Source organism: Glutamicibacter sp. St.4D3, from assembly GCF_059728615.1.
Genome location: NZ_AP039380.1, coordinates 1670959 through 1694973, shown reverse-complemented (window position 1 = coordinate 1694973; position 24015 = coordinate 1670959). Strand labels below are relative to the sequence as shown.

Genomic DNA, 24015 nt, shown 5'->3' with positions numbered 1-24015 from the left:
CGGTCAGGCGCCCGCACCGCCACACCGCGGCGCGGGCACCGCGCGCCGCGCACCCCAGGCCCACGCCTGGGGTGCGCGGCAGTTTAACCGGCCCCAAAGCGCGTGCCGTGGCGCGCCTGTTCCGGCCGCGGATCGGACCCCGTCACCGATGCGGCACCACCCGGTGCCGGTACGGTAGAATCGTGATATGTATTCCCAGTTTCACCTACTCTAAGGTGCCGCCCCCGACGCCAGCTGCGGGGGTCTTTGCGTGTCTGGGAGAGACCAACAATTCAGAGCATGTTTGTGAGACGAGCTAAGTGACATCATCGACGAACGAGACGAAAACCTACGACTTTCGTGCCATGGAGGCCAACTGGGCCAAGGTGTGGGAAGACCTAGAGGTCTTCAAGCCCAAGGATGACGGTTCGGCCGAGCGTCGCTATGTCCTAGACATGTTCCCCTACCCCTCCGGGGACCTGCACATGGGCCACGCCGAGGCGTTCGCGATGGGGGATGTGGTCGCCCGCTACTGGAAGCTCAAGGGCTACGACGTGATGCACCCGATCGGCTGGGACTCCTTCGGGCTGCCGGCCGAGAACGCGGCCATCAAGCGCAACGCGCACCCGGCCGAATGGACCTACAAGAACATCGAGACCCAGGCCGCCAGCTTCAAGCGCTACGCCATCTCCGCGGACTGGTCGCGCCGGCTGCACACCTCGGACCCGGAATACTACCGCTGGACCCAGTGGCTGTTTAACCGCTTCTACGAAAAGGGCCTGGCCTACCGCAAGAACCACCCGGTGAACTGGTGCCCGAAGGACCAGACCGTGCTGGCCAACGAACAGGTCGTCAACGGCGCCTGCGAACGCTGCGGCACCCAGGTGACCAAGAAGTCGCTGAACCAGTGGTACTTCAAGATCACCGACTACGCCGACCGCCTGCTGCAGGACATGGAAGACCTCAAGGGCCACTGGCCCGAGCGGGTGCTGCTGATGCAGAAGAACTGGATCGGACGCTCCGAGGGCGCCGAGGTCGCCTTCAGCATCGAGGCGGCCGGGGACAAGCCGGCCAAGGACGTCACCGTGTTCACCACCCGCCCGGACACCCTGTACGGGGCAACGTTCATGGTGGTGGCCGCGGACGCGGACCTGGCCGGGGAACTGGTCACCGACGAGCAGCGCCAGGCGCTGGCCGACTACCAGGAGCAGGTCAACCACCTGTCCGAAATTGAGCGCCAGAGCACCGAACGCGAAAAGACCGGGGTGTTCCTGGGCCGCTACGGCATCAACCCGCTCTCCGGGGAGAAGCTGCCGATCTGGGCGGCGGACTACGTGCTCTCCGACTACGGCACCGGCGCGATCATGGCCGTGCCAGCCCACGACCAGCGCGACCTGGAGTTCGCCCTGGCCTTCGACCTGCCGGTGCGCGTGGTCGTGGACACCGGGGAGGAAGACCCGACCGTGTCCAGGACCGCCACCTCCGGGGACGGGAAGCTGGTGAACTCCGGGCAGCTGGACGGGCTGGACAAGCAGGCCGCCATCGCCAAGGCCATCGAAATCGTCGAGGCCGCCGGCACGGGCGAGCACACCGTGAACTTCCGCCTGCGTGACTGGCTGCTCTCCCGCCAGCGCTTCTGGGGCACCCCGATCCCGATCATCCACTGCCCGCAGTGCGGTGAGGTTCCGGTGCCCGATGACCAGCTGCCGGTGCGCCTGCCGGAGAACCTGCGCGGCGAGGAACTGGCCCCGAAGGGCACCAGCCCGCTGGCCGCGGCCGCGGACTGGGTCAACGTGGCCTGCCCGAGCTGCGGCGGGCACGCCAAGCGGGACACCGACACCATGGACACCTTCGTGGACTCCTCCTGGTACTTCCTGCGCTTCGTCTCCCCGGACTACACCCAGGGCCCGTTCGACCCGAAGGCGGTGCGCGACTGGATGCCGGTCGGGCAGTACGTGGGCGGGGTGGAGCACGCGATCCTGCACCTGCTCTACTCGCGCTTCTTCACCAAGGTCATCCACGACCTGGGGCTGATCGACGCGACCGAGCCCTTCAGCGCCCTGCTGAACCAGGGCCAGGTCCTCAACGGCGGCAAGGCGATGAGCAAGTCGCTGGGCAACGGCGTGGACCTGGGCGAACAGCTCGATGAGTACGGGGTGGACGCGGTGCGTCTGACCATGGTCTTCGCCTCCCCGCCGGAGGACGACGTGGACTGGGCCGACGTCTCCCCGTCCGGTTCGCAGAAGTTCCTGGCCCGCGCCTGGCGCCTGGCCCAGGATGTGGCCAGCGCCCCGGGCGTGGACTACACCACCGGGGACACGGCGCTGCGCCAGGTCACCCACCGCACCGTGCACGAGGCGGCCCAGCTGCTGGACGGGCACAAGTTCAACGTGGTGATCGCCAAGACCATGGAACTGGTCAACGCCACCCGCAAGACCATCGACACCGGGGCCGGCGCCGCCGACCCGGCGGTGCGCGAGGCCATCGGCGTGGTCGCCCAGCTGCTCTCCCTGTTCGCCCCTTACACGGCCGAGGACATGTGGGCGGCGCTGGGCTACGAGCCGAGCGTGGCCAACAGCGCCTGGCCCACCGTGGATGAGGCCCTGCTGGTGGATGACACCATCACCGCGGTCGTCCAGGTCAAGGGCAAGGTCCGCGCCCGCCTGGAGGTGTCGGTGGACATCAGCGAGGCGGAGCTGGAAGCCGCGGCCCTGGCCCACGAGAACGTGGTGCGCCTGCTGGATGGCAAGGCGCCGCTGAAGGTCATCGTGCGCGCCCCGAAGCTGGTCAACGTGGTGCCGGCACCGTAGGGTCGGGCACATGAGTGAACGCCCCAGCGCCGCGCGGGGACGGTGGTTTGCCAAACGCCGTCCCCGTCCGGCGCCCGCCGCCCGGATCGGGATCGTCACCGACTCCTCCGCCTGCCTGGGCGGGCCATGGCTGGAGCACCCGGACTTTGAGATGCTCACCATCCCGGTGATCATCGACGACGTGGTGTGCGGGGATGACACCGACGCGCTGGTGATGGGGCTGGCCATGGGCCAGGCGGTGCGCACCTCCCGTCCTGCGCCGGGGCAGTTCATGCGCGCCTACCGGCAGCTGGCCGAGGCCGGCTGCGAAGCCATCATCTCCGTGCACCTTTCCGCCGGGCTCTCGGGCACCCACGAATCCGCGCGGCTGGCCGCCGGGCAGGTCCAGGTGCCGGTCACCGTGGTGGATTCACGCACCGTCGCCCTGCCGCTGGGGTTCGCCGTGCGCCGCATGCTCACCGCCCGCGCCGCCGGGGCGGGGCTGGATGAGCTGCTGGACATTGCCCGCGCCGCGAAGGACAACTCCGTATTCTTCGCGGTGCCCAGCCTGGACCAGCTGCGCCGCGGCGGGCGGATCAGCACCCTGTCCGGGGTGGTGGGCAACCTGCTCAGCGTCAAGCCGATCCTGGCCATCCAGGACGGGGCGATCCACCCGGTGGAGAAGCCGCGCACCTTCCCGCGCGCCCAAAGCCGGCTGGTGGCGCTCGGGCGCCAGGTGGCCGAGCAGGCCCGGCAGGCGGGGGCCGACGTGGAAGTGGGAATCATGCACTTCGGAGCGCAGGACCCGGCCGAGGAACTGGCCCGCGAGGTCGCCGAGCTCACCGATCACCCGGTGGCCCTGGAACCGCTGCCGGCGGTGCTGGCCGCCCACACCGGGGTGGGGGTGCTCGCCGTCTGCGTGGCCCCGCACTACCCGCCAGCCCCGGAGCATCCACAAGCGGACGAACCGCAGTAGCCGGGCCGCCGGGCAGCACCCACACTGGCTGGCATGGGCCGGCACAACTTCTTTCCTCAGCGCTCCCCGCGCCCCTCCAGGGTCCGCTTCGCCGTGTCCCGGGCCGCGGCCATCACCCTGGTGGTGGCCGTCATCGGCTGGATCGCGCTGTCCATCCTGTTCGCGCCCCCGGATCCCAACCAGACGCTGGGCACCGTGCAGACCACCACCGGGCAGCCGGGCCCGGACCCGCCGGCGCCGGGGCAGGGCACGGCACCCGAACCGGGCAGCAGCGGGCCGGCCTCCACCGAGGCTGGCCCCGCCACGGGGGATGGGGTGGTCGTACACGTGGTCGGGGCGGTGCGCAGCCCCGGGGTGTACCGCCTGCCGGGCGGGGCACGGATCGTGGACGCCATCGAGGCGGCCGGCGGGATGAGCCCCGGGGCCCGGCCCGAACTGCTGAACCTGGCATCTCCGGTCAGCGACGGGCAGCAGGTGCTGCTGCCGCACAAGGACGACCCGCCGGGATTCTCCCCGGCGGCCCAGCCACCATCCGCTGGACCAGGCACCGGCGGCACCGTCACCACCTCCGCTACGCCGTCGGGAGCCGCGGCAGGCGGTGCCCGCAGTGCCCCCGGCGCCCCGGGCGGGAAGATCCCCATCAACCAGGCCGACGCCGAGACCCTGATGCAGTTGCCGGGCATCGGACCGGCACTGGCCGGACGGATCATCGACTTTAGGGAGGCAAACGGGCCGTTCAACTCCGTCGAGGAACTCGAGCAGGTTTCCGGGATCGGTCCGGTGCTGATGGGCAAGCTGCGGGAACTGGTGCAGGCGCCGTGAACACCGACTTCCGGGGACTGTGGATGCTGGGCGGGGCGTGGGCGACCGCCTGGTTCGCCCCGCAACGCTGGGTGTTGGTCCCGCTGCTGGGAATGATCGCCGTGCTGTTCGTGCTGGCCGCCCGCCGCCGCCACGACCCGCGGTACTCCGCGCCCTGGTTCACCGCACTGCTGCTGACGCTGTTGGCGGCCACCGCGGTGATCGTCAGCGACCAGGGCCGGGCGCACTGTCAGCTGCCCGAACATGGGACGCAAAGCTACCGGGTGATGTGGACGTTCAGCGAGACTCCGCGCACCGGCCAGGACGGCGCACTGAAGGGCCGGGCGCAGATCCAACGGTACTGGCAGGACGGAACCTGGCACCACTGCCCGATCCAGGTGTACGCGACCAGCACGGTTCCGCTGCCCCGGGCCGTGGCCGGCTACGAGTCGCTGATGCGCCTGGAGGCCTCCGGGTCGCGCACCGGCATCCAGTATTTCGCCAGCGTCAACAGCCCCTCCACCGGGCACGGCCGCGCCCCGCACGGGCCGGCCGAACGGCTGAAACTGCGGTTCGTGCACACCCTGGACCGGCTGCCCGAACCGGCACGGGCACTGCTGCCGGGCATGCTCTACGGGGACCGTTCCCTGCAGGATGATGCCCTGAGCACCGCGATGAAGCAGACCGGGCTCAGCCACCTGACCGCGGTCAGCGGCTCGAACTGTGCCATCATTGCCGGTCTTGTGCTGTTGGTGCTGCGCGGGCTCGGGGCGCCGCGCTGGCTGGCGCTGCTGGGCCTGGGTGGTGCGCTGCTGCTCTTTTCCGGGTTCGTGGGGCCCGAACCCAGTGTGCTGCGCGCCGCGGTGATGGGCGGCCTCGCCGCGCTCAGCCTGTATGTCGGCCGGGGCCGGGCGAGCCTGGGCATCCTGTGCCTGACCGGAACCCTGCTGTTGTTCGCTGACCCGTCACTGGCCGGGGAACCGGCGTTCCTGCTCTCGGTGCTGGCGACCCTGGGCATCGTGGTGTTCACCCCGCCGATCACCGAGGTGCTGGCGCGCCGGGTACCGAAACTGCTGGCCGAGCCCATCGCGATCTGCACGGCCGCCCAGCTGACCTGCCTGCCCGTGGTCATTGCCCTGTCCGAGCATTTCAGCCTCTACTCCATCCCCCTGAACCTGCTGATCACCCCGTTGGTCCCGCTGATCACCGTGAGCGGGATGCTGTGCGTGCTGCTGGCCCCGGCGCTTCCCGTCCTGGCCGGTTGGCTGGTGTGGGTGCCGGGGCTGCCGGCGTGGGGGATTGGCGGGCTGGCGGGCTGGGCGGCCGGCTGGCCCGGGGCGCAGCGGCCCTGGCCGCAGGGGACCGGCGGGGTGCTGCTGGCGGTGGTGATCACGCTGGTGCTCTGTGCATCGATCCTGCTGCTGGCGCATGCGCAGGTGCCGTGGCTGCGCCACGGGGTGCGGGCGCTGTTGGGCGCGGTGGTGCTGGTCCTGTGCGCCCTGGTGTTGCCGGCCACGCTGCTGGTGCGGCCCAGCGCGCCGGAGTGGAACCTGGCAATGTGCGATGTGGGGCAGGGGGACGCACTGGTGATCAACACCGGCGGGCAGGGCGGGTGGCTGATCGATACCGGTAATCCAGGTTCCGGGGTGCTGCAGTGCCTGGACACCCTGGGGGTCAGGCATCTGGAGAAGGTCTTCATCACCCACGCCCATGAGGACCACATGGGCGCGCTGCCCGAGGTGCTGCAGGCCATCGAGGTGGGAGAGGTGCTCGTCTCGGCCGGGTTCCGCAGCGCGGTGCAGGCCCCGCTGCGCGTGCTGCAGCCCGGCGAGCAGCAGCAGGAAGGCTCGGTCAGCTTCACCGTGCTGGGCCCGGAACCGGGCCTGCTGCGCGGCGCGTCGGTGAATGACACCTCCCTGGTGCTGCGCGTTGACTTCCAGGCCCCGGGCGGGCCGGTTTCCTTCTTCACCGCCGGGGACATGGAATCCGAGGCGATGTCCCGGCTGCTGACGCCGAACCCACCACAGGGCATCAGCGTGTTGAAGGCCTCCCACCACGGGGCGCGCAACGGCGGCAGCGAACTGATCGAGCGGCTGCACCCGAAACTGCTGCTGATCCCGGTCGGTGCCGGCAACAGCTACGGTCACCCGCACCCGCAGATCCTGGAAGCGGCGAAGCTGGTCGGCGCCCAGGTGCTGCGCACCGACCAGCAGGGGACGGTAACCATCACATTTGCCCACGGGCGGGCCACCGCCACCCGGATCGGGGTCCCGGTTCGATAGGATCGTAGCTGGTAGTTCGTCCCCGTGAAGGAGCCTGATGGCACGCGCCCCCAAATCCGCCGGTATCTCCTGGCGCGACTTGACCCCCCAGCCGCTGATCCTGCTTTCGGGCCCCGACGAGTACCTGGCCTCCCGGGCCTTTGACACGCTGCGCCAGCAGGCCGCCCAGCGCGAGGGGATCGAGGTCACCCGGCTCTCGGCCTCCAGCTATGAGCCCGGCGAACTGCTGATGGCCACCAGCTCCTCCCTGTTCGCCTCGGCGAACCTGGTGGAGATCACGGACCTGGCCTCCATGAACGAGGTGTTCCTGCGCGACGCGCTGGCCTACCTGAAGGACATCGCACCGGAGAACGTGCTGATCATGCACCACTCGGGTCAGCGCGGCAAGAAGCTGATCGATGCCCTGAAGCAGGCCGGGGCGGTGGTGGTTGACTGCCAGCCGCTGAAGCGCGATGCGGACAAGATCGACTTCGTCACCAATGAATTCAAGGCCGCCAAGCGGCGCATCACCAACGACGCGGTCAAGGCCCTGGTCGCCGCGGTCGGCTCCTCCCTGGCCGAGCTGGGGGCCTCCTGCCACCAGCTGATCGCCGACACCACCGGCACCGTGGACCAGGAGGTGGTCGACCGCTACTACGGCGGACGGGTGGAGGCCACCGCGTTCAAGGTCGCCGACGCGGCCATCGCCGGGGACGCCGAGCAGGCGCTGGCGACGCTGCGTCACGCCCTGGACACCGGCACCGACCCGATCCCGGTGGTGGCGACGCTGGCCATGAAGGTGCGCCAGCTGGCCAAGGTGCTGGGAGTGAACGAGCCGGCGGCGAAACTGGCCGGGGAACTGGGCATGGCCCCCTGGCAGGTGCAGTCCGCCCAGCAGCAGGCCCGCGGCTGGAAGCGCAAGGACCTGGCCGACTGCATCGAGAAGGTCGCCCTGACCGACCGCATGGTCAAGGGCGGGGGACGGGCCCCGGCGTACGCACTGGAGCAGGCGGTGCTGTTCATCGCCGAGAAGTCCCCGCGCTGAGCACCCACACGTTCCTAAGTGGTGCTGCCCCGCCGTCTTCGGCGGATCCCGGCACGGCGGTGCGGGGCGGGGGCCTGCCGGTTAAACCACAAGAACCCGGGCCCCTTGCGGGAACCCGGGTCCTTGAGAAGCTTGCTAGTGCTTAGAGGGCGTTAACCTTCTTGGCAATGGCCGACTTGCGGTTAGCAGCGTTGTTCTTGTGCAGAACACCCTTGCTAACGGCCTTATCCAGCTTGCGGCCGGCGGCCTGCAGCGCCTCGGTTGCCTTCTCCTTGTCACCGGCCACGACGGCTTCGTTGACCTTGCGGATCAGGGTCTTGACCTCGGAGCGGACTGCGACGTTGCGGACGCGAGCCTTTTCGTTGGTCAGGTTGCGCTTCTTCTGGGACTTGATATTAGCCACTTAATAAACTCTCTCGTTTATCGTTTTATACGGTCGGTAGAGGGTTCATCCTCCAGGCCATCGACTGAGCGGTGTGGGGCACCTATGGCGACCCGAAGGGGGCGTGTCGCCCAACCTGCGCGACACACAGCAATTAACACTACCAGAATCCACCGGCCGGGCCGAACCCCTAGCGCCGCCGGTTCAGGTGACTTACGACAAGGTCGAAGCGCCGTTTGTCCAGCACCGCGCCTTCGCGGCGCACCGTGGACGGATCCATGCGGATCACCCGGTCCAGCTTCACCTCGCTGGGCCGGCCCTGCGCGTCCCAGCTGCCGCTGCCGATGTCGAGATAGTCATCGTTGCGGTGGGTCCCGTTGGTGTTGTCCTTCGAGGTGAGCATCAGCCCCAGCAGCCACTTGCCGTCACGGCCCACCAGCAGCACCGGGCGGTCCTTGCCCTGGGAGTGGTCCTCCTCGTAGGGCACCCAGCCCCAGACGATCTCTCCGGGATCCGGCTCACCGTTCAGACTGGGGTTGTAGTTCACCGCCACCGCTGCGGTGTAGTCCCCGGGGTAGACCCCGCCGTGCACCGCGGAGCCGGCCGGGCGGGGAGCAGGGTTCTGCCCGGAAGCCGGATGTGGCCGCGGGGAGTGGGCCTGCCGGGAACGGGAGGCGGACTGGTAGCGGGAAACCTCGCGCACCACGCGGTTCAGCAGGGAAAAGATCTTTCGCGCATTCAATGCCATGAAGCACAAACTACCAGCGGGCGGGCGCGCAATAGCGCGGTTTGGGGTGAATCATGACAGAATAGGGACGAAATCCACCTGTTCTCTACGTTACTTAGTGAGGTCTGTTTAGGTGTCTCCCTTGGCCCGCACCGCGCCGGTGCCCGCCGCGACCGATCCGTCGCTGATCCGCAACTTCTGCATCATCGCGCACATCGACCACGGCAAGTCCACCCTGGCCGACCGCATGCTGCAGCTGACCGGCGTGGTCGCCGCGCGCGACATGAAAGCCCAGTACCTGGACCGGATGGACATTGAACGCGAACGCGGCATCACCATCAAGTCCCAGGCCGTGCGCATGCCCTGGGAAGTCGAGGGCACCTCGTACGCGCTGAACATGATCGACACCCCCGGGCACGTCGACTTCACCTATGAGGTCTCCCGCTCGCTGGCCGCCTGTGAGGGCGCGATCCTGCTGGTGGATGCCGCGCAGGGCATTGAGGCCCAGACGCTGGCGAACCTGTACCTGGCCATCGAGGGCGACCTGACGATCATCCCGGTGCTGAACAAGATCGATTTGCCCAACGCCCAGCCGGAGAAGTACGCCGAGGAGCTGGCGGGCCTGATCGGGTGCGAGCCCGATGAGGTGCTGAAGGTTTCGGGCAAGACCGGTGAGGGCGTCGAGGCGCTGCTGGATGAAGTGATCAAGCAGCTGCCCTCGCCGGTGGGCCAGGCCGACGCCCCGGCCCGCGCCATGATCTTCGACTCGGTCTACGACACCTACCGCGGCGTGGTCACCTACGTGCGGGTGGTGGACGGCAACCTGAAGCCGCGTGAACGCGTGCAGATGATGTCCACCGGCACCAACCACGAACTGCTGGAAATCGGGGTGTCCTCCCCGAACCCGATCCCCACCAAGGGCCTGGGCGTGGGCGAGGTCGGCTACCTGATCACCGGCGTGAAGGATGTGCGCCAGTCCAAGGTCGGTGACACCGTCACCAACGCGGCCAAGCCGGCCGCCGAATCCCTGGGCGGCTACGAGGAACCCAAGCCGATGGTGTTCTCCGGGTTGTACCCGATCGACGGGTCGGACTACCCGGCGCTGCGTGATGCGCTGGACAAGCTGCAGCTGAACGACGCCGCGCTGGTCTACGAACCGGAAACCTCCGTGGCCCTGGGCTTCGGCTTCCGCGTGGGCTTCCTGGGCCTGCTGCACCTGGAAATCACCCGCCAGCGCCTGGAGAGCGAATTCAACCTGGATCTGATCTCCACCGCCCCGAACGTAGTGTACGAGGTGATGGGTGAGGACAAGCAGCTGATCACCGTCACCAACCCCTCCGAGTTCCCCGAGGGCAAGATCCTGGAGGTGCACGAGCCGATGGTGGCCGCCACCATCCTGGCCCCGAGTGAGTTCATCGGCGCGATCATGGAGCTGTGCCAGAACCGGCGCGGCACCATGCGCGGGATGGACTACCTCTCCGAGGACCGCGTGGAAATGCGCTACTGGCTGCCGCTGGCCGAGATCGTGTTCGACTTCTTCGACCACCTCAAGTCCCGCACCCGCGGCTACGCGTCGCTGGACTGGAAGGCCGACGGGGAGCAGGTCGCGGACCTGGTGAAGGTCGACATCCTGCTGCAGGGCGAGCAGGTGGACGCGTTCAGCGCCATCACCCACCGCGACAAGGCCTACTCCTACGGCACCATGATGACCTCCAAGCTGCGCGAACTGATTCCGCGCCAGCAGTTCGAGGTGCCCATCCAGGCGGCCATCGGCTCGCGCATCATCGCGCGTGAGAACATCCGCGCCATCCGCAAGGACGTGCTGGCCAAGTGCTACGGCGGCGACATCAGCCGCAAGCGCAAGCTGCTGGAAAAGCAGAAGGAAGGCAAGAAGCGCATGAAGATGGTCGGGCGCGTCGAGGTGCCGCAGGAGGCCTTCATCGCCGCACTGTCCACCGACGAACCGAAAAAGAAGTAGATGCCCGCAGTCCTTCCGGACGGGGATCCGGCTCCGGCCGATGGTCTGCTCCCGGCAGCGTGTGTGCACGGTGCCGAGGGGCGGACCATGTCCTTTTACGTCCACATTCCCTTCTGCACGGTCCGCTGCGGCTACTGCGACTTCAACACCTACACCGCCAAGGAGCTGGGCTCCGGGGCGACGCAGGAGTCCTACGCGGCCACCGTGGGCCGGGAGATTGATTTCTCCCGCCAGGTGCTGGAGGCCTCCTCGGTGCCGGCCCGGCCGATCGACACCGTGTTCTTCGGCGGCGGCACCCCGACCCTGCTGCCGGCCAGCGACCTGGCCAGCGTGCTGGGGCGGATCAAGGAGAACTTCTCCCTGGCCCAGGGCGCGGAGGTCACCACCGAGGCGAACCCGGATTCGGTGAGCCCCGAAAGCCTTGAGGAACTGGCCGCGGCCGGGTTCACCCGGGTCTCCTTCGGCATGCAGTCCGCGGTGCCGCACGTGCTCAAGGTCCTGGACCGCACCCACAACCCCGAACGGGTTCCCGAGGCGGTGAGCTGGGCGCGGGCGGCCGGACTGGATGTCAGCGTGGACTTGATCTACGGGACGCCGGGGGAGTCGGTCGCCGACTGGCGCACCAGCGTCGAGGCGGCCCTGAGCTACGAACCGGACCACATCAGCGCCTACGCGCTGATCATCGAACAGGGCACGAAGCTGGCCGCGCAGATCCGCCGCGGGGTGGTGCCGGACATCGACGATGACGACCACGCCGAGAAGTACCAGCTGGCCGATCAGATGTTCGCCGCCGCCGGCTACAACTGGTACGAGGTGAGCAACTGGGCCCGCGGCCGCGAGCATGCCTGCCGCCACAACCTGGCCTACTGGCAGGGCGGGGACTGGTGGGGTGCCGGGCCCGGGGCGCACTCGCACATTGGCGGGCTGCGCTGGTGGAACGTGAAGCACCCGGCCGCCTACCAGCAGCGGATCGACGCCGGGATCTCCCCGGGGGCCGGACGCGAATTCCCGGACGCCGAGGCGGTGCAGCTTGAGCGCACGATGCTGCTGACCCGGCTGGACACCGGCATGCCGATCTCCGAACTGGACGAAACCGGGCGCCGGGCCGTGGCCGGGCTGATCGCCGATGAGCTGATCGATCCGCGCCAGGCCTTCGCCGGGCGGATCGTGCTGACCCAGCGCGGTCGCCTGCTGGCCGACCTGGTGGTGCGCGAACTGCTGAACTTCTAATTCGCAGACCTTGGCCCGCCGCCACCGGCCCGCCAAAACGTCCGAAGCCCACCGCCTGATCTTCATCAGCGGTGGGCTTCGGGGATTGTCCTTGGTTCTGTGACGCAGGCCAGGCCCGGCTACTTCATCAGCCGCAGGTTCAGTGGGTAGCGGAAGGGGCGTCCCTTGTTGACCTGGATGCCGGCGCGGGCACCCATCAGCGTCATGAACACCCACAGCGCCACACCGACCACGGCGAACAGCCAGCCGATGAACGGGATCAGGCTCAGCAGGTTTAGCAGGATGGCCAGGACCGTGAGCGGGAAGGTGAAGTTGAACGCTTCCTTGGATTCCTGCGCGGTGAACGGACCGCGGTCACGGTACACCGCGTAGATGATGGCCGAGGGGATGCACCCCAGGATGCTGCCGAAGTGAGCGAGCATCGCCCATTGCCGATCCTCGGTGGGGCTCAGTGGCAAAGCGGTCACCTGCGAACCCTCAAAGCGTGAGTTCTCCGGTGAAGACTCAGTCTGGCGAGATGGCACTGTCGAATTTCCTTGCAATGTCTGAAGTGTGGTTACTGCCTCGAGTCTAGCCACCGGGACCGCTTCGGAAGCTCGACTCGCGGAACTAACCCTGCGATTCACCGATTGTTAGGAAACCGTAATCTTCGGTGGTGAGGAAATCGATCAGGTGCTCGACCTTGCCCAGCAGTTCGGGCTGCAGCTGCGAATAGTATTCAACCTTCGACAGGATCCGCTGCCAGCCCAATCCGATGTCGGCGGCGCTGTGGTGCGGCCAGCCGAAGCTGCGCAGCACCCCGGTTTTCCAGTCGGTGCCCTTGGGGATCACCGGCCACGCGGTGATGCCCAGCACCTCGGGCTTCACCGCCTGCCAGATGTCCACGTAGGGGTGGCCCAGGATCAGCACGTTGCCCTGCGCGCCGGGCGTGGCCATCGCCTGCTGCACGATGAGTTCCTCCTTCGTCCCGGAAATCAGGTGGTCGACCAGGATCCCCAGGCGGCGCTGTGGGGAGGGGTCGAAGTCCCGGATGGCCGCGGCCAGATCGTCCACGCCGTGCAACGGTTCAACCACGATGCCCTCGACGCGCAGGTCATGGCCCCACACCTTCTCCACCAGCTCGGCGTCGTGCTTGCCCTCCACCCAGATGCGGCTGGCCCGGGCGGTGCGCGCCTTCTGCCCGGTCACCGCGCGGGACCCGGAGGAGGAACGCAGGGTGCTTTCGGCCTGGGCCTGGGCGCGCGGCTCGACCAGCTCCACCGGCTCTCCCTCCAGCAGGAAGCCGAAGCCGCTCTGGAAGGACTTGGTGCGTCCATGGCGGTCCTCCAGGACAATGACCCGCATGCCCCCGGACTTCTCGGTGCGCACCAGCTCACCAACCCAGCCGGAGGCCACATCCTCCAGCAGAAGCCCGCGCTCCACCGGAACCTGACGCAGTTTCTTGGGAGCGGGGGTGCCCAGATCCATGGCGCCCCACGGGTAGTTGCTCACTGAATGCAGCCCTTTCGCTGTGACCGAATACGAACCAGATTCCAATGCTAGCAAGCGCTGAACGTACTAGACTTGGCACTTGAGGACGTAGAGTGCTAAATGCCGTGAGGCATGGAAGGTGGTGTGACAGTGAGCGAATTGCGGCGCCTGGATGTGCTGCGCGCCATCGTGGAGGATTATGTCCAATCCCGCGAGCCGGTGGGCTCCAAGACCCTGCTGGATCGGCACGATTTGGGGGTCTCGGCGGCCACCATCCGCAACGACATGGCCGCGCTGGAGGACGAAGGACTGATCGTCGCCCCGCATACCTCTTCCGGGAGGGTGCCCACCGAAAAGGGCTACCGCCGGTTCGTCGACGAGATCGGTGAGATCAAGCCGCTATCGCGCGCCGAACGCGAGGCGATCAACCGGATCATGGACACCTCCCAGGATCTGGAGGAGATGCTGCACAGCACCGTGCGGCTGCTGGCGAAGCTGACCAACCAGGTCGCGATGATCCAGGTGCCGCAGTACGACACGGCCGCGCTGCGGCACATCGAGCTGGTGGGACTCAGTCGGCACCAGTTCCTGCTGGTGCTCATTGCCTCCAACGGCAGCGTGGACCAGCGCGTGCTGAGCACCGCCGCGCCGTTCACCGACGAGTCGCTGGCCGGGCTGAAGAACACGCTGCTGGAGGCGCTGGCCGGGTACCAGCTTTCCGAGCTGTCCGTGCTGCTCTCCACCCACAGCGTGGAAATCCCGGGCCAGGACCAGGACCTGCTGGGAGAAATCCTTGCGGCCCTGCGCGAAATGGCGCATTCGGCCACCGAACAGCGTATCGTGATGGCGGGAACCGCGAACCTGGCCCGTGCCGGGGGAGACTTCCCGCTGAGCATCACCCCGGTGCTTGAGGCGCTGGAGGAGCAGGTGGTGCTGTTGAAGCTGTTTTCCGAACTGGAAGCCGATTCGCGCGGCCTGTCGGTGAGCATCGGCACCGAAACCCATATCGGGGAGCTGTCCGAGGCGGCGGTGGTGGCCACCAGCTACGGCAGCGATGCCCGCAACAAGCTCGGGGTGCTGGGCCCGACCCGGATGAACTACCCCTCCTCGATGGCCTCGGTGCGCGCCGTGGCACGCTACCTGTCCCGAATCCTGGCGAACTGAGACTCGCCGGCACAGACTTTGACCAACGGTTAGGAAAGGACACGCGAGAAACGTGAGCTCGCATTACGAGACGCTGGGTGTCGCGAAGGACGCCACGCAACAACAGATTAAGAGCGCCTACCGCAAGATGGCCCGCAAACTGCACCCGGATGTGAATCCCGGGCAGGACGCTGCGGAGCAGTTCAAGCTGGTCACCCGCGCCTACGAGGTCCTTTCGGATGAGACCAAGCGCGCCAACTACGACGCCACCGGGGATGAGAACGGCAACGGCCACCAGGGCTTTGGCGGGGCCGGCGGCTTCGGCGGGTTCGGGGACATCTTCGAGCAGTTCTTCGGCGGCGGCGGACAGGGCCAGGGCCCGATCCCGCGCACCCAGCGTGGACGCGACGCACTGATCACCGTGACCATCGACCTGGAGGACGCGGTCAAGGGCACCGTGTACCCGCTGGAGATGGAAACCGCGGTCACCTGCAAGACCTGCCATGGTGAGGGCACCCGCGAGGGCACCAGCCCGGTCACCTGCTCCATCTGCCACGGCGCCGGCCAGGTGCAGCGCCCGGTGCGCTCGTTCCTGGGCCAGATGATGACCGTGGAAACCTGCGCCGCCTGCCGCGGCCACGGCACTACCATCCCGGACCCCTGCCTGGAGTGCAACGGGGACGGGCGGGTGCGCGAACGGGTCTCCAAGCAGCTGAACATCCCCGCCGGGGTGGCCAGCGGCACCCGCATCCAGCTGCGTGACCAGGGCGAGGCCGGGCCGGGCGGGGGGCCGAACGGCGACCTGTTCGTGGAGATCGAGGTGCGCCGCCACAAGATCTTCGAACGGGCGAACAACGACCTGCACGCCAAGATGAGCATCCCGATGACCGCCGCCGCCCTGGGCTGCGAGCTGAAGCTGGAGACCTTCGACGGTGAACAGTCGATCCAGGTGGAGCCCGGGGCCCAGGAGGGGCACACCGTGACCCTGCCGGGGTTGGGCGTGCCGCGGCTGCGCGGGGGCAAGCGCGGGGACATCATCGTGCATCTGAGCGTGGAAACCCCCACGAAGCTCGACGCCGCCCAGCGCGACCTGCTCGAGCAGCTGGCCAAGCTGCGCGGGGAGGAAATGGCGGCCGGACAGGTGGAGCACGCCGGGGGCATGTTCGCCCGGCTGCGCGACAAGTTGGGCCAGCGTTAGGCCATGAGCAACCACAGCTTCGTCATCGACCGGCAGCAGGCCGCCCAGGTCGCTGCCGGTGACCGGCTCTCCATCCAGGGCTCCGAGGCGCACCACGCGCTGAACGTGAAGCGGGTCAAGCCCGGTGAGCACCTGGACCTGCTCGATGGCCACGGCCGCCGGCTGGTGGTCGAGGTGCAGGACGGGGACAGGCAGGCGCTGCACGTCACCGTCCTGGAGGTCGTGGACGAAGCCCCGCCGGGTCACCCGGTCACCCTGATCCAGGCGCTGGCCAAGGGGGACCGGGACCTGCAGGCGGTGGAGGCCAGCGTGGAGCTGGGTGTCAGCGCGGTGCGTCCCTGGCAGGCCGAACGCTCCATCGTGCGCTGGAACGCCGCCAAGGCGCAGAAGGCGCTGGAGAAGTGGCGCTCCCAGGTGCGCAGCGCCCAGAAGCAGTCCCGGCGCAGCTATGAGCCGGTGCTGCACCCGATGCTCACCACGCGGCAGCTGGCCGAGGAGGTCTCGGCCCGGACCGCCGATGGGCACCTGGTCTTGGTGCTGCACGAGGCGGCCACCGTGCCGCTGGAGCGCATCGTGGGGGACTGGAAGGCCGCCGCCGGATCGGCGGGCCGCACGGCGCCGGGCGTGTGCCTGATCGTGGGACCCGAAGGCGGGATCAGCGACGGGGAACTGGCGGTGCTCACCGCCGCCGGTGCCCGGGCGGTGGTTCTGGGCCAGCATGTGCTGCGGGCCTCCACCGCCGGCCCGGCCGCCCTGGTGCTGGTCCGTCACCTGCTCGGGGACCTGTAGGGGGCTTGGAAAAACTTCACCCGGCCATCGCCGGTGGACGCGATTTCGCGTCTGCCGGTGGTGGCCGGGTTCGTGGTTAAGCGTGGTTCGCGGGGGCTTTGAGGCCCGGTTCTTTGGCTGCCCGGTTAGCTGACGTTGAACATGCTGGTGGTGCGCGCGATCTTCGCGCCCGAACCGTTGTTCTGGCCCCACAGGGTCACCCGGTATTCGCCGGGGGAGAGCGCCAGCTCGCGGCTGAGCGCCCCGTCCTCATCCAGCTCGGTGGCCTTTACCCGTTGGGCCTCGTCCACCGGCTGCCAGTCCCCGGCCGTGTTCTTGCGCTCCACCCGGTAGTACAGCCCGTCGCTGAAGGCGACGGATCGGGCGTTGAGCTTGACCTTCCCGGCGGCGAACTGGCTGGAGTTCTGCGGGTCGATGATCCAGATCGGGGCCATGAAGCTGGAGTTGCGTTCGTATTCGCTCTCCAGGCGGTAGTCGTCGAACACGGTGGCGTTCGCGGCCCCGTCCACCAGCAGGCGCAGCTTCGGCGGCTGGCTGCCGTTCAGTACCCCGGCGTTGGCGGCCGCGGCGGTGGCGGTGAACACCAGCTGCTGGATGCTGCGCTGGGCCAGGCCCTCATCCAGGTGGGCGCCAAAGACCTTCTTCGGCAGGTCCAGGGTGATCACGTTCTCGGAGCTGATCGACACCCCGATGTCGGTGCTGGGCTTCAGGTAGGTGAACCACCCGTCCTTGGCCGGCTTGTCGTTGAGCATGTAGCTGATGGCGTCGGTGACCGGGTCCCCGCTGGCCTTGGCCCGCGCGTACTCGCGGTACAGGTAGACCCCGTCATTATCGGCCTGCAGCCAGTAGACCGGGATCAGTTCCTTGTCCGAGGGGGTTTCCACCGAGCCCGAGGCGCTGGGCAGGTCCTGGTGGGCGCTGTTCGAGGTGTCGGGCATGCGGTGTTCCTCATTGCCGGTGCTCGCCCCACAGCCCACGGCGACGGCCAGGCCAAGGGCCAGGGCCGCCGCTGTTGCGCGCCGCGAAAACTTTCCTAGAGGCAATCAATACACCTATCCACATGGCCCACCTGTGACGTGGAACTCACCAGTAACATTTGTAGCTGACGGTTCAACACAATGCCATACCCAACTGGGCTAAAGGGCGAAAAACCGTACAGGATAGCGATCTGTAACCAAATCTATACCTTCAGCATCCAAAGTGAGGGGTAGATTTGGGGATTTATCCCACGGCACATGCCCCAAAACAGCCTTCGCTCGCTAGACTGGAAGGTGCAACATTTTCTCGTTTACGCCTAAGGGGCCCACAACACCGTATGCAGGTAGAAAAAGATCGGATGCCATCCGAAGCCGAACGCGCATCCCTGACCGTCACCTTCGACAATCCCGAGCATATGATCTCCACTCTGGGACCCAATGACGAGCTGCTGCGGATCCTGACCGGAGCCTACCCGTCGCTGGAACTGCGCCCCGCCGATTCCCGGCTGACCCTGCTGGGTGAACCCGGCCAGGTGCGCCGCGCCCAGCGGGTGCTGGAGGAGGCCCGGCAACTGGCCGGCCGCGGCTCGCGCATGAGCGTGGAGACCATCGAGCAGATCATCAAGATGGTCTCGGGCAACGGGGAGCAGTCCGCCTCCAATGTGCTGGGGTTGAAGATCCTCTCCGGGCGCGGCAAGTCGATCCGCCCCAAGACGGTGAACCAGAAGTCCTACGTGGACGCGATCGACGACTCCACCATCACCTTCGGCATCGGCCCGGCCGGCACCGGCAAGACGTTCCTGGCCATGGCCAAGGCGGTCGCCGCGCTGCAGGACAAGCAGGTCAACCGGATCATCCTCACCCGCCCGGCCGTGGAGGCCGGGGAGAAGCTGGGCTTTTTGCCCGGCACCCTCTCCGAGAAGATCGACCCGTACCTGCGCCCGCTCTACGATGCGCTGCACGACATGGTGGACCCCGAGTCGATCCCGCGACTGCTGGAGGCCGGCACCATCGAGGTCGCCCCGCTGGCGTACATGCGCGGACGCACCCTGAACGACGCGTTCGTGATCCTGGACGAGGCGCAGAACACCACCGCGGAGCAGATGAAGATGTTCCTCACCCGCCTGGGCTTCGGCTCGAAGATGGTGGTCACCGGGGACATCACCCAGGTGGACCTGCCGGGCAACGCGGTCTCCGGGCTGCGCCTGGTCACCGAGGTCCTCAAGGACATCGACGACATCAGCATCTGCCGCCTGGACGCCACCGACGTGGTCCGCCACCGGCTGATCTCCGACATCGTCTCGGCCTACGACCGCTGGGACGCCGCCCAGCGCCAGCCGCATCGTGAACGGCGTGGCAAGTGAACCCCGCCCACCGATTTAGCCTCCAGGAACCAGTGAGCAGCAATAGATGAGCATCGAAGTCAATAACGAAACCGAAGCGCAGGTCGACCTGCAGGCCGTGGAGAAGCTGGCGCGCTTTGTGCTGGAGACCATGTACCTGCACCCCAGCACCGAGGTCTCGGTGGTGTTCGTCGACGAGGAGGCCATGAGCCAGCTGCACGTCGAGTGGATGGACCTGGAAGGGCCCACCGACGTGATGAGCTTCCCGATGGACGAGCTGCGTCCGGGCAGCGCCAACACCCCGGCCGAGAGCGGGATCCTGGGAGATGTGGTGATCTGCCCGGCCGTGGCCGCCGAACAGGCCGCCGCCGGCGGGCACAGCGTCCAGGACGAGGTGCTGCTGCTGACCACCCACGGCCTGCTGCACCTGATGGGCTTCGACCACGACGAGGAGGCCGAACGCGCCGAGATGTTCGGCCTGCAGCGCAAGCTGCTGGAATCCTTCCTGGGCCGCCCGGCCCCGAAGGAGACCGTGGAGTAGCCGGTGAGCACCGTTTTAGTGATCGCTGCCCTGATCTTCCTCGCCTGCGCGGCGGTTCTCACGGCAGCGGATTCGGCCTTTTATGCCCTCTCCCGCCACACGGCGGAAAAACTGCGCAACGACTCGAACTCCAAGGCGCTGACCCGGATCCTGGACGACAGCGAATCCCACGCCCAGTCCATCCGCTTCTGGCGGATGTGGTTCGAAACCGCCTCCGCGGTGGCCATCGCCCTGGTCTTCTCCCGCTTTATCCACAACATCTGGCTGGCCGGGCTGCTGGCCACCATCACCATGGCGGGGCTGGGCTTCGTGCTGGTCTCGGTCTCCCCGCGCCGCTACGGGCGGGCGAACGCGGCCTCCGTGGTGCGCAGCACCGCCCCGCTGGTGCGCCTGCTGCGCGTGCTGCTGGGCCCGGTGACCAACTGGCTGGCCTCCATCGGCAAGGCGCTGGCCCCCTCGGGCTCCAGCCATGAGGACACCTACCTGGACAAGGACCGGCTGCGTGACATCGTGGACCGGGCCAGCGAGGGCGCGGACCTGGAGGAGGAATCGGCGGAGCTGATCTCCTCGGTGATGGACCTGGAGGAAACCAATGTGCGCTCGGTGATGGTCCCGCGCACCGACATGGTCTACTTCGACGCGGACACCACCATCCACCGGGCCCTGGACTTGTTCATGGCCTCGGGCTTCTCCCGCATCCCGCTGGCCGGGGAGGACGCCGATGACATCCGCGGGATCATCTACCTCAAGGACGTGATCCGCGAGGTGCACGGGCTGCAGCGCGCCGAATCGCTGGGCGAACTGGCCCGCAAGGTGCGCTTCGTGCCCGAATCGAAGAACGCGGCCGAGCTGATGCAGGAACTGCAGCAGGAGTCCATCCACCTGGCCATCGTGGTCGACGAGTACGGCGGCACCGCCGGGCTGATCACCCTGGAGGACCTGCTGGAGGAGATCGTGGGGGAGATCGACGACGAATACGACCGCTCCCGCCCGGACGTGGTGGAAAACCCGGACGGCACGCTGACCGCCCAGGCCGGCACCTCGATCGACGACGTGGCCGACTTCTTCGACATGGACATCGAGGAGGAGGACGTGGACACCGTGGGCGGGCTGATCTCCAAGGCCCTGGAATCGGTGCCGGTGCTCGGCTCGGTGGCCGAGATCCACGGGCTGCGCCTGGAAGTCGTCTCCCTGTCCGGGCGGCGCAACCGCGTGGGCAAAATTCATGTAGAGCGCCTGCACCACGGCGCTTCCGACCAGAGAGAAACCATAGAGGAATCACCCAATGGCAGAGACTAACAACCTTCCCGCCTCCGGCAGCTGGCCCGAGGACTTCCGTTCGGGCTTCACCTCCTTCGTGGGCCGGCCCAACGCCGGCAAGTCCACGCTGACCAACGCCCTGGTGGGGCAGAAGATCGCGATCACCTCCGCCAAGCCGCAGACCACCCGGCACACCATCCGCGGGATCGTGCACCGCCCCGACGCGCAGCTGATCCTGGTGGACACCCCCGGGCTGCACCGCCCGCGCACCCTGCTGGGGCAGCGGCTGAACGATTTGGTCGCCGAGACCCTCTCCGAGGTCGACGCGATCGGCTTCTGTCTGCCGGCCAACGAGAAGATCGGCCCCGGGGACCGCTTTATCGCCAGCCAGCTCGCCCAGCTCAAGCGCAAGCCCATCGTCGCCCTGGTCACCAAGGCCGACCTGGTGGACCGCGAGACCCTGGCCGCCCAGCTGATCGCGGTCACGGAGCTGGGCAACGAAAACTTCGGGCCCGACGGGTTCGCCGCGATCATCCCGGTCAGCGCCGTGAAGGACTTCCAGGTGGAGCAGGTGGCCAACGTGCTGGTCGAACAGCTGCCGCTGGGCCCGCCGCTGTACCCGGACGGGGAGCTGACCGATGAGCCGGAGAGCGTGATGGTCGCCGAGCTGGTGCGCGAAGCCGCCCTGGAGGGGGTGCGCGATGAGCTGCCGCACTCGCTGGCCGTGGTCGTCGAGGAGATGGCTCCGCGCGAGGGACGTTCGAAGGAGAACCCGCTGGTGGACATCCACGTGAGCCTGTACGTGGAGCGGCCCAGCCAGAAGGCGATCGTGATTGGCAAGGGCGGCGCCCGGCTGCGTGAGGTCGGCACCCGCGCCCGGCAGGGGATCGAGAAGCTGCTGGGCACCAAGGTGTACCTGGACCTGCACGTGAAGGTGGCCAAGGACTGGCAGCGCGACCCGAAGCAGCTGGGCCGCCTCGGCTTCTAGCCCGCCGCCACGGGCTGCCGCGCCGGCGAACAACCCCTGTCCGACCTGGTCGGGCAGGGGTTGTGCCATGTCCGGGAAAGGTGCGGTCCAGGGCCCGGCGTCCGGAATGTGACACAAACGTGCAACAACTGCGTCGCATCCCACCGGCGGTGCTATGTTTGAAAAATGCATTTCGAGCTACTACTGCTACTTAGCCGCTGCGAGGATCCAACGGACCGCTAGTGGTCCCACGGCCGACCCCTCGTCGCGGAGTTCGCCCTCATCCGGCCCCATACAAACAACCACCAATTGTCCAGGGGATACCGAAATGCAGAACATGCAAAAGCCTTCGAACATGCCAATCCACAAGTATGTTCCCTTCCAGGACCAGATCGAGGTCAACCTGCCCGATCGCACCTGGCCAGACAAGTACATCACCAAGGCCCCGCGCTGGTGCGCGGTGGATCTGCGCGACGGCAACCAGGCGCTGATCGACCCGATGAGCCCCGAGCGCAAGCACAAGATGTTCGACCTGCTGGTGCAGATGGGCTTCAAGGAGATCGAGGTGGGCTTCCCCTCGGCCTCGCAGACCGACTTCGACTTCGTGCGCCAGCTCATCGAACAGGACCGCATCCCCGAGGATGTGACCATCCAGGTGCTCACCCAGTCCCGGGAACACCTGATCGAGCGCACCTACCAGGCGCTGGAGGGCGCCAAGCAGGCGATCGTGCATCTGTACAACTCCACCTCGATCCTGCAGCGCGAAGTGGTGTTCCGCCAGGACGAGGACGGCATCGTGGACATCGCGGTGCAGGGTGCGCGGCTGTGCAAGAAGTATGAGGAGCAGCTTGGCGGCACCAAGATCACCTACGAATACTCCCCGGAGTCCTACACCGGCACCGAGCTCGAGTTCGCCAAGCGCATCTGCGAGGCGGTGGCCGAGGTGCTGGAGGCCAGCCCGCAGAACAAGGTGATCCTGAACCTTCCGGCCACCGTGGAGATGGCCACCCCGAACGTGTACGCCGACTCGATCGAGTGGATGCACCGCAACCTGGCCAACCGGGAGTCGATCATCCTCTCCCTGCACCCGCACAACGACCGCGGCACGGGGGTGGCCGCCGCGGAGCTGGGCTATCTGGCCGGCGCGGACCGCATCGAGGGCTGCCTGTTCGGCAACGGGGAGCGCACCGGCAACGTGGACCTGATCACCCTGGGCATGAACATGTTCGGCCAGGGCGTGGACCCGCAGATCGACTTCTCCGACATGGACCACATCCGACGCACCGTGGAGTACTGCAACCAGCTGCCGGTGCCCGAGCGCAGCCCGTACGGCGGGGACCTGGTGTTCACCGCGTTCTCCGGCTCCCACCAGGACGCCATCAAGAAGGGCCTGGAGGCGATGGACGCCAAGGCCGCCGCCCAGGGCAAGGACATCAACGACCTGGTCTGGGCGGTACCTTACCTGCCGGTGGACCCCAAGGACATCGGGCGCAGCTACGAGGCCGTGATCCGGGTGAACTCCCAGTCCGGCAAGGGCGGGGTCTCCTACCTGCTGAAGAACGACTACAACCTGGACCTGCCGCGCCGCGCCCAGATCGAATTCTCCGGGGTGATCCAGAAGAAGACCGATTCCGAGGGCGGGGAAGTCTCCTCGCAGACCATCTGGCAGGTTTTCCAGGACGAGTACCTGCCGGTGGCCGAGGGCAATGGCCTCAAGCCCTGGGGGTACTACAAGATCGCCTCGGCAACCGCCGAATCCGCGGAGGACGGCAGCTTCGTGCTGCACACCAAGCTGCTGGTGGACGGCGCCGCCCAGGAGCGCAGCGCCGAAGGCACCGGCCCGATCTCCGCACTGGTGAAGATGCTCAACGAGGACGGGGTGGATTTGCGGGTGCTGGACTACACCGAGCACGCACTGAGCGAGGGCGGCAACGCCCAGGCGGCCGCCTACGTTGAATGCGCGGTCGGGGACCGGATCCTGTGGGGTGTGGGCATGGACGCGAACACCACCATCGCCTCGCTGAAGGCCGTGGTCTCCGCAGTGAACCGCGCCATCCGCGACGCCCAGTAGCCCCGCCGGCCAACGGCACCACCACCAACCCGGCGCCCCGCAGCGTGCAACGCTGCGGGGCGCCGTGCCGTGTGGCCCCAGCCCCGGG

At 67.6% G+C, this 24015-nt stretch carries 20 protein-coding genes; 15 read left to right on the top strand and 5 right to left on the bottom strand.

Going from position 1 to position 24015, the window contains the following annotated elements; all coding sequences use genetic code 11:
- The first annotated feature begins 299 nt into the window (after positions 1-299).
- Genes leuS through holA form a run of 5 tightly spaced genes read left to right on the top strand, consistent with a single transcriptional unit; the run spans position 300 to position 7851 of the window.
- Positions 300-2789 carry a leucine--tRNA ligase gene (leuS, locus tag AC6I21_RS07770; RefSeq protein ID WP_497762112.1) on the top strand — a complete coding sequence of 830 codons (2490 nt, stop codon included), beginning with the start codon at positions 300-302 and terminating at the stop codon, positions 2787-2789.
- A 10-nt stretch (positions 2790-2799) separates the two neighbouring features.
- A complete protein-coding gene (locus AC6I21_RS07765) occupies positions 2800-3744 on the top strand; it encodes a DegV family protein (RefSeq protein WP_138926238.1) in 945 nt (314 codons plus the stop codon).
- 33 nt (positions 3745-3777) lie between these two features.
- Positions 3778-4566 carry a ComEA family DNA-binding protein gene (locus tag AC6I21_RS07760; protein WP_497762111.1) on the top strand — a complete coding sequence of 263 codons (789 nt, stop codon included), beginning with the start codon at positions 3778-3780 and terminating at the stop codon, positions 4564-4566.
- A complete protein-coding gene (locus tag AC6I21_RS07755; RefSeq protein WP_497762110.1) occupies positions 4563-6827 on the top strand; it encodes a ComEC/Rec2 family competence protein in 2265 nt (754 codons plus the stop codon). The genes AC6I21_RS07760 and AC6I21_RS07755 overlap by 4 nt, the downstream gene beginning before the upstream one ends.
- A gap of 37 nt (positions 6828-6864) precedes the next feature.
- Complete coding sequence (gene holA / locus AC6I21_RS07750; protein WP_138174049.1) at positions 6865-7851, top strand: DNA polymerase III subunit delta; 987 nt, start codon at positions 6865-6867, stop codon at positions 7849-7851.
- A gap of 142 nt (positions 7852-7993) precedes the next feature.
- On the opposite strand, the gene rpsT is transcribed toward holA, so the two are convergent.
- A complete protein-coding gene (gene rpsT, locus AC6I21_RS07745) occupies positions 7994-8254 on the bottom strand; it encodes a 30S ribosomal protein S20 (protein WP_054821409.1) in 261 nt (86 codons plus the stop codon).
- A gap of 169 nt (positions 8255-8423) precedes the next feature.
- Entirely contained in the window at positions 8424-8981 is a 558-nt protein-coding gene (locus AC6I21_RS07740) for a type II toxin-antitoxin system PemK/MazF family toxin (protein ID WP_497762109.1), read from the bottom strand.
- Between the two features lie 112 nt (positions 8982-9093).
- Here AC6I21_RS07740 and lepA point away from each other — a divergent pair, with 112 nt between their 5' ends.
- Positions 9094-10938 carry a translation elongation factor 4 gene (gene lepA / locus AC6I21_RS07735; protein ID WP_138174045.1) on the top strand — a complete coding sequence of 615 codons (1845 nt, stop codon included), beginning with the start codon at positions 9094-9096 and terminating at the stop codon, positions 10936-10938.
- Positions 10939-12168 (top strand): radical SAM family heme chaperone HemW, encoded by a 1230-nt coding sequence (gene hemW, locus AC6I21_RS07730; RefSeq protein ID WP_497762108.1) that lies wholly within the window; start codon positions 10939-10941, stop codon positions 12166-12168. It abuts the gene before it with no gap.
- A gap of 119 nt (positions 12169-12287) precedes the next feature.
- Here the strand turns inward: hemW and AC6I21_RS07725 are convergent, their stop codons facing one another.
- Both AC6I21_RS07725 and AC6I21_RS07720 read right to left on the bottom strand, forming a co-directional pair.
- Positions 12288-12635 (bottom strand): DUF4870 domain-containing protein, encoded by a 348-nt coding sequence (locus AC6I21_RS07725; protein ID WP_246049456.1) that lies wholly within the window; start codon positions 12633-12635, stop codon positions 12288-12290.
- Positions 12636-12777: 142 nt separating this feature from the next.
- Entirely contained in the window at positions 12778-13659 is an 882-nt protein-coding gene (locus AC6I21_RS07720; protein WP_497762107.1) for a DUF3097 domain-containing protein, read from the bottom strand.
- A gap of 129 nt (positions 13660-13788) precedes the next feature.
- Between AC6I21_RS07720 and hrcA the strand changes: the two genes are divergently transcribed.
- From hrcA to AC6I21_RS07705, 3 genes are read left to right on the top strand one after another with little or no spacing between them, the layout of a single operon-like run.
- Entirely contained in the window at positions 13789-14802 is a 1014-nt protein-coding gene (hrcA, locus tag AC6I21_RS07715; RefSeq protein ID WP_138926233.1) for a heat-inducible transcriptional repressor HrcA, read from the top strand.
- A gap of 52 nt (positions 14803-14854) precedes the next feature.
- Positions 14855-15979, top strand: coding sequence for a molecular chaperone DnaJ (dnaJ, locus tag AC6I21_RS07710; protein ID WP_138926232.1), 1125 nt, complete (start codon positions 14855-14857; stop codon positions 15977-15979).
- 3 nt (positions 15980-15982) lie between these two features.
- Positions 15983-16768, top strand: coding sequence for a 16S rRNA (uracil(1498)-N(3))-methyltransferase (locus AC6I21_RS07705; RefSeq protein WP_497762106.1), 786 nt, complete (start codon positions 15983-15985; stop codon positions 16766-16768).
- A gap of 125 nt (positions 16769-16893) precedes the next feature.
- Here the strand turns inward: AC6I21_RS07705 and AC6I21_RS07700 are convergent, their stop codons facing one another.
- A complete protein-coding gene (locus AC6I21_RS07700) occupies positions 16894-17811 on the bottom strand; it encodes a GerMN domain-containing protein (RefSeq protein ID WP_138174035.1) in 918 nt (305 codons plus the stop codon).
- Positions 17812-18104: 293 nt separating this feature from the next.
- On the opposite strand from AC6I21_RS07700, the gene AC6I21_RS07695 reads away from it, so the two are divergent.
- The 5 genes from AC6I21_RS07695 (at position 18105) to leuA (ending at position 23927) form a co-directional block, all read left to right on the top strand.
- Entirely contained in the window at positions 18105-19109 is a 1005-nt protein-coding gene (locus AC6I21_RS07695; protein ID WP_249354253.1) for a PhoH family protein, read from the top strand.
- A gap of 46 nt (positions 19110-19155) precedes the next feature.
- Positions 19156-19629, top strand: coding sequence for an rRNA maturation RNase YbeY (gene ybeY, locus AC6I21_RS07690; protein ID WP_054821529.1), 474 nt, complete (start codon positions 19156-19158; stop codon positions 19627-19629).
- A 3-nt stretch (positions 19630-19632) separates the two neighbouring features.
- A complete protein-coding gene (locus tag AC6I21_RS07685) occupies positions 19633-20928 on the top strand; it encodes a hemolysin family protein (RefSeq protein ID WP_138174029.1) in 1296 nt (431 codons plus the stop codon).
- Positions 20915-21877, top strand: coding sequence for a GTPase Era (gene era / locus AC6I21_RS07680; protein ID WP_138174027.1), 963 nt, complete (start codon positions 20915-20917; stop codon positions 21875-21877). Before AC6I21_RS07685 ends, era begins: the two co-directional genes overlap by 14 nt.
- A 307-nt stretch (positions 21878-22184) precedes the next feature.
- On the top strand, positions 22185-23927 hold the full coding sequence (gene leuA / locus AC6I21_RS07675) for a 2-isopropylmalate synthase (RefSeq protein WP_497763393.1): 1743 nt from the start codon (positions 22185-22187) through the stop codon (positions 23925-23927).
- The last annotated feature ends 88 nt before the right edge of the window (positions 23928-24015 follow it).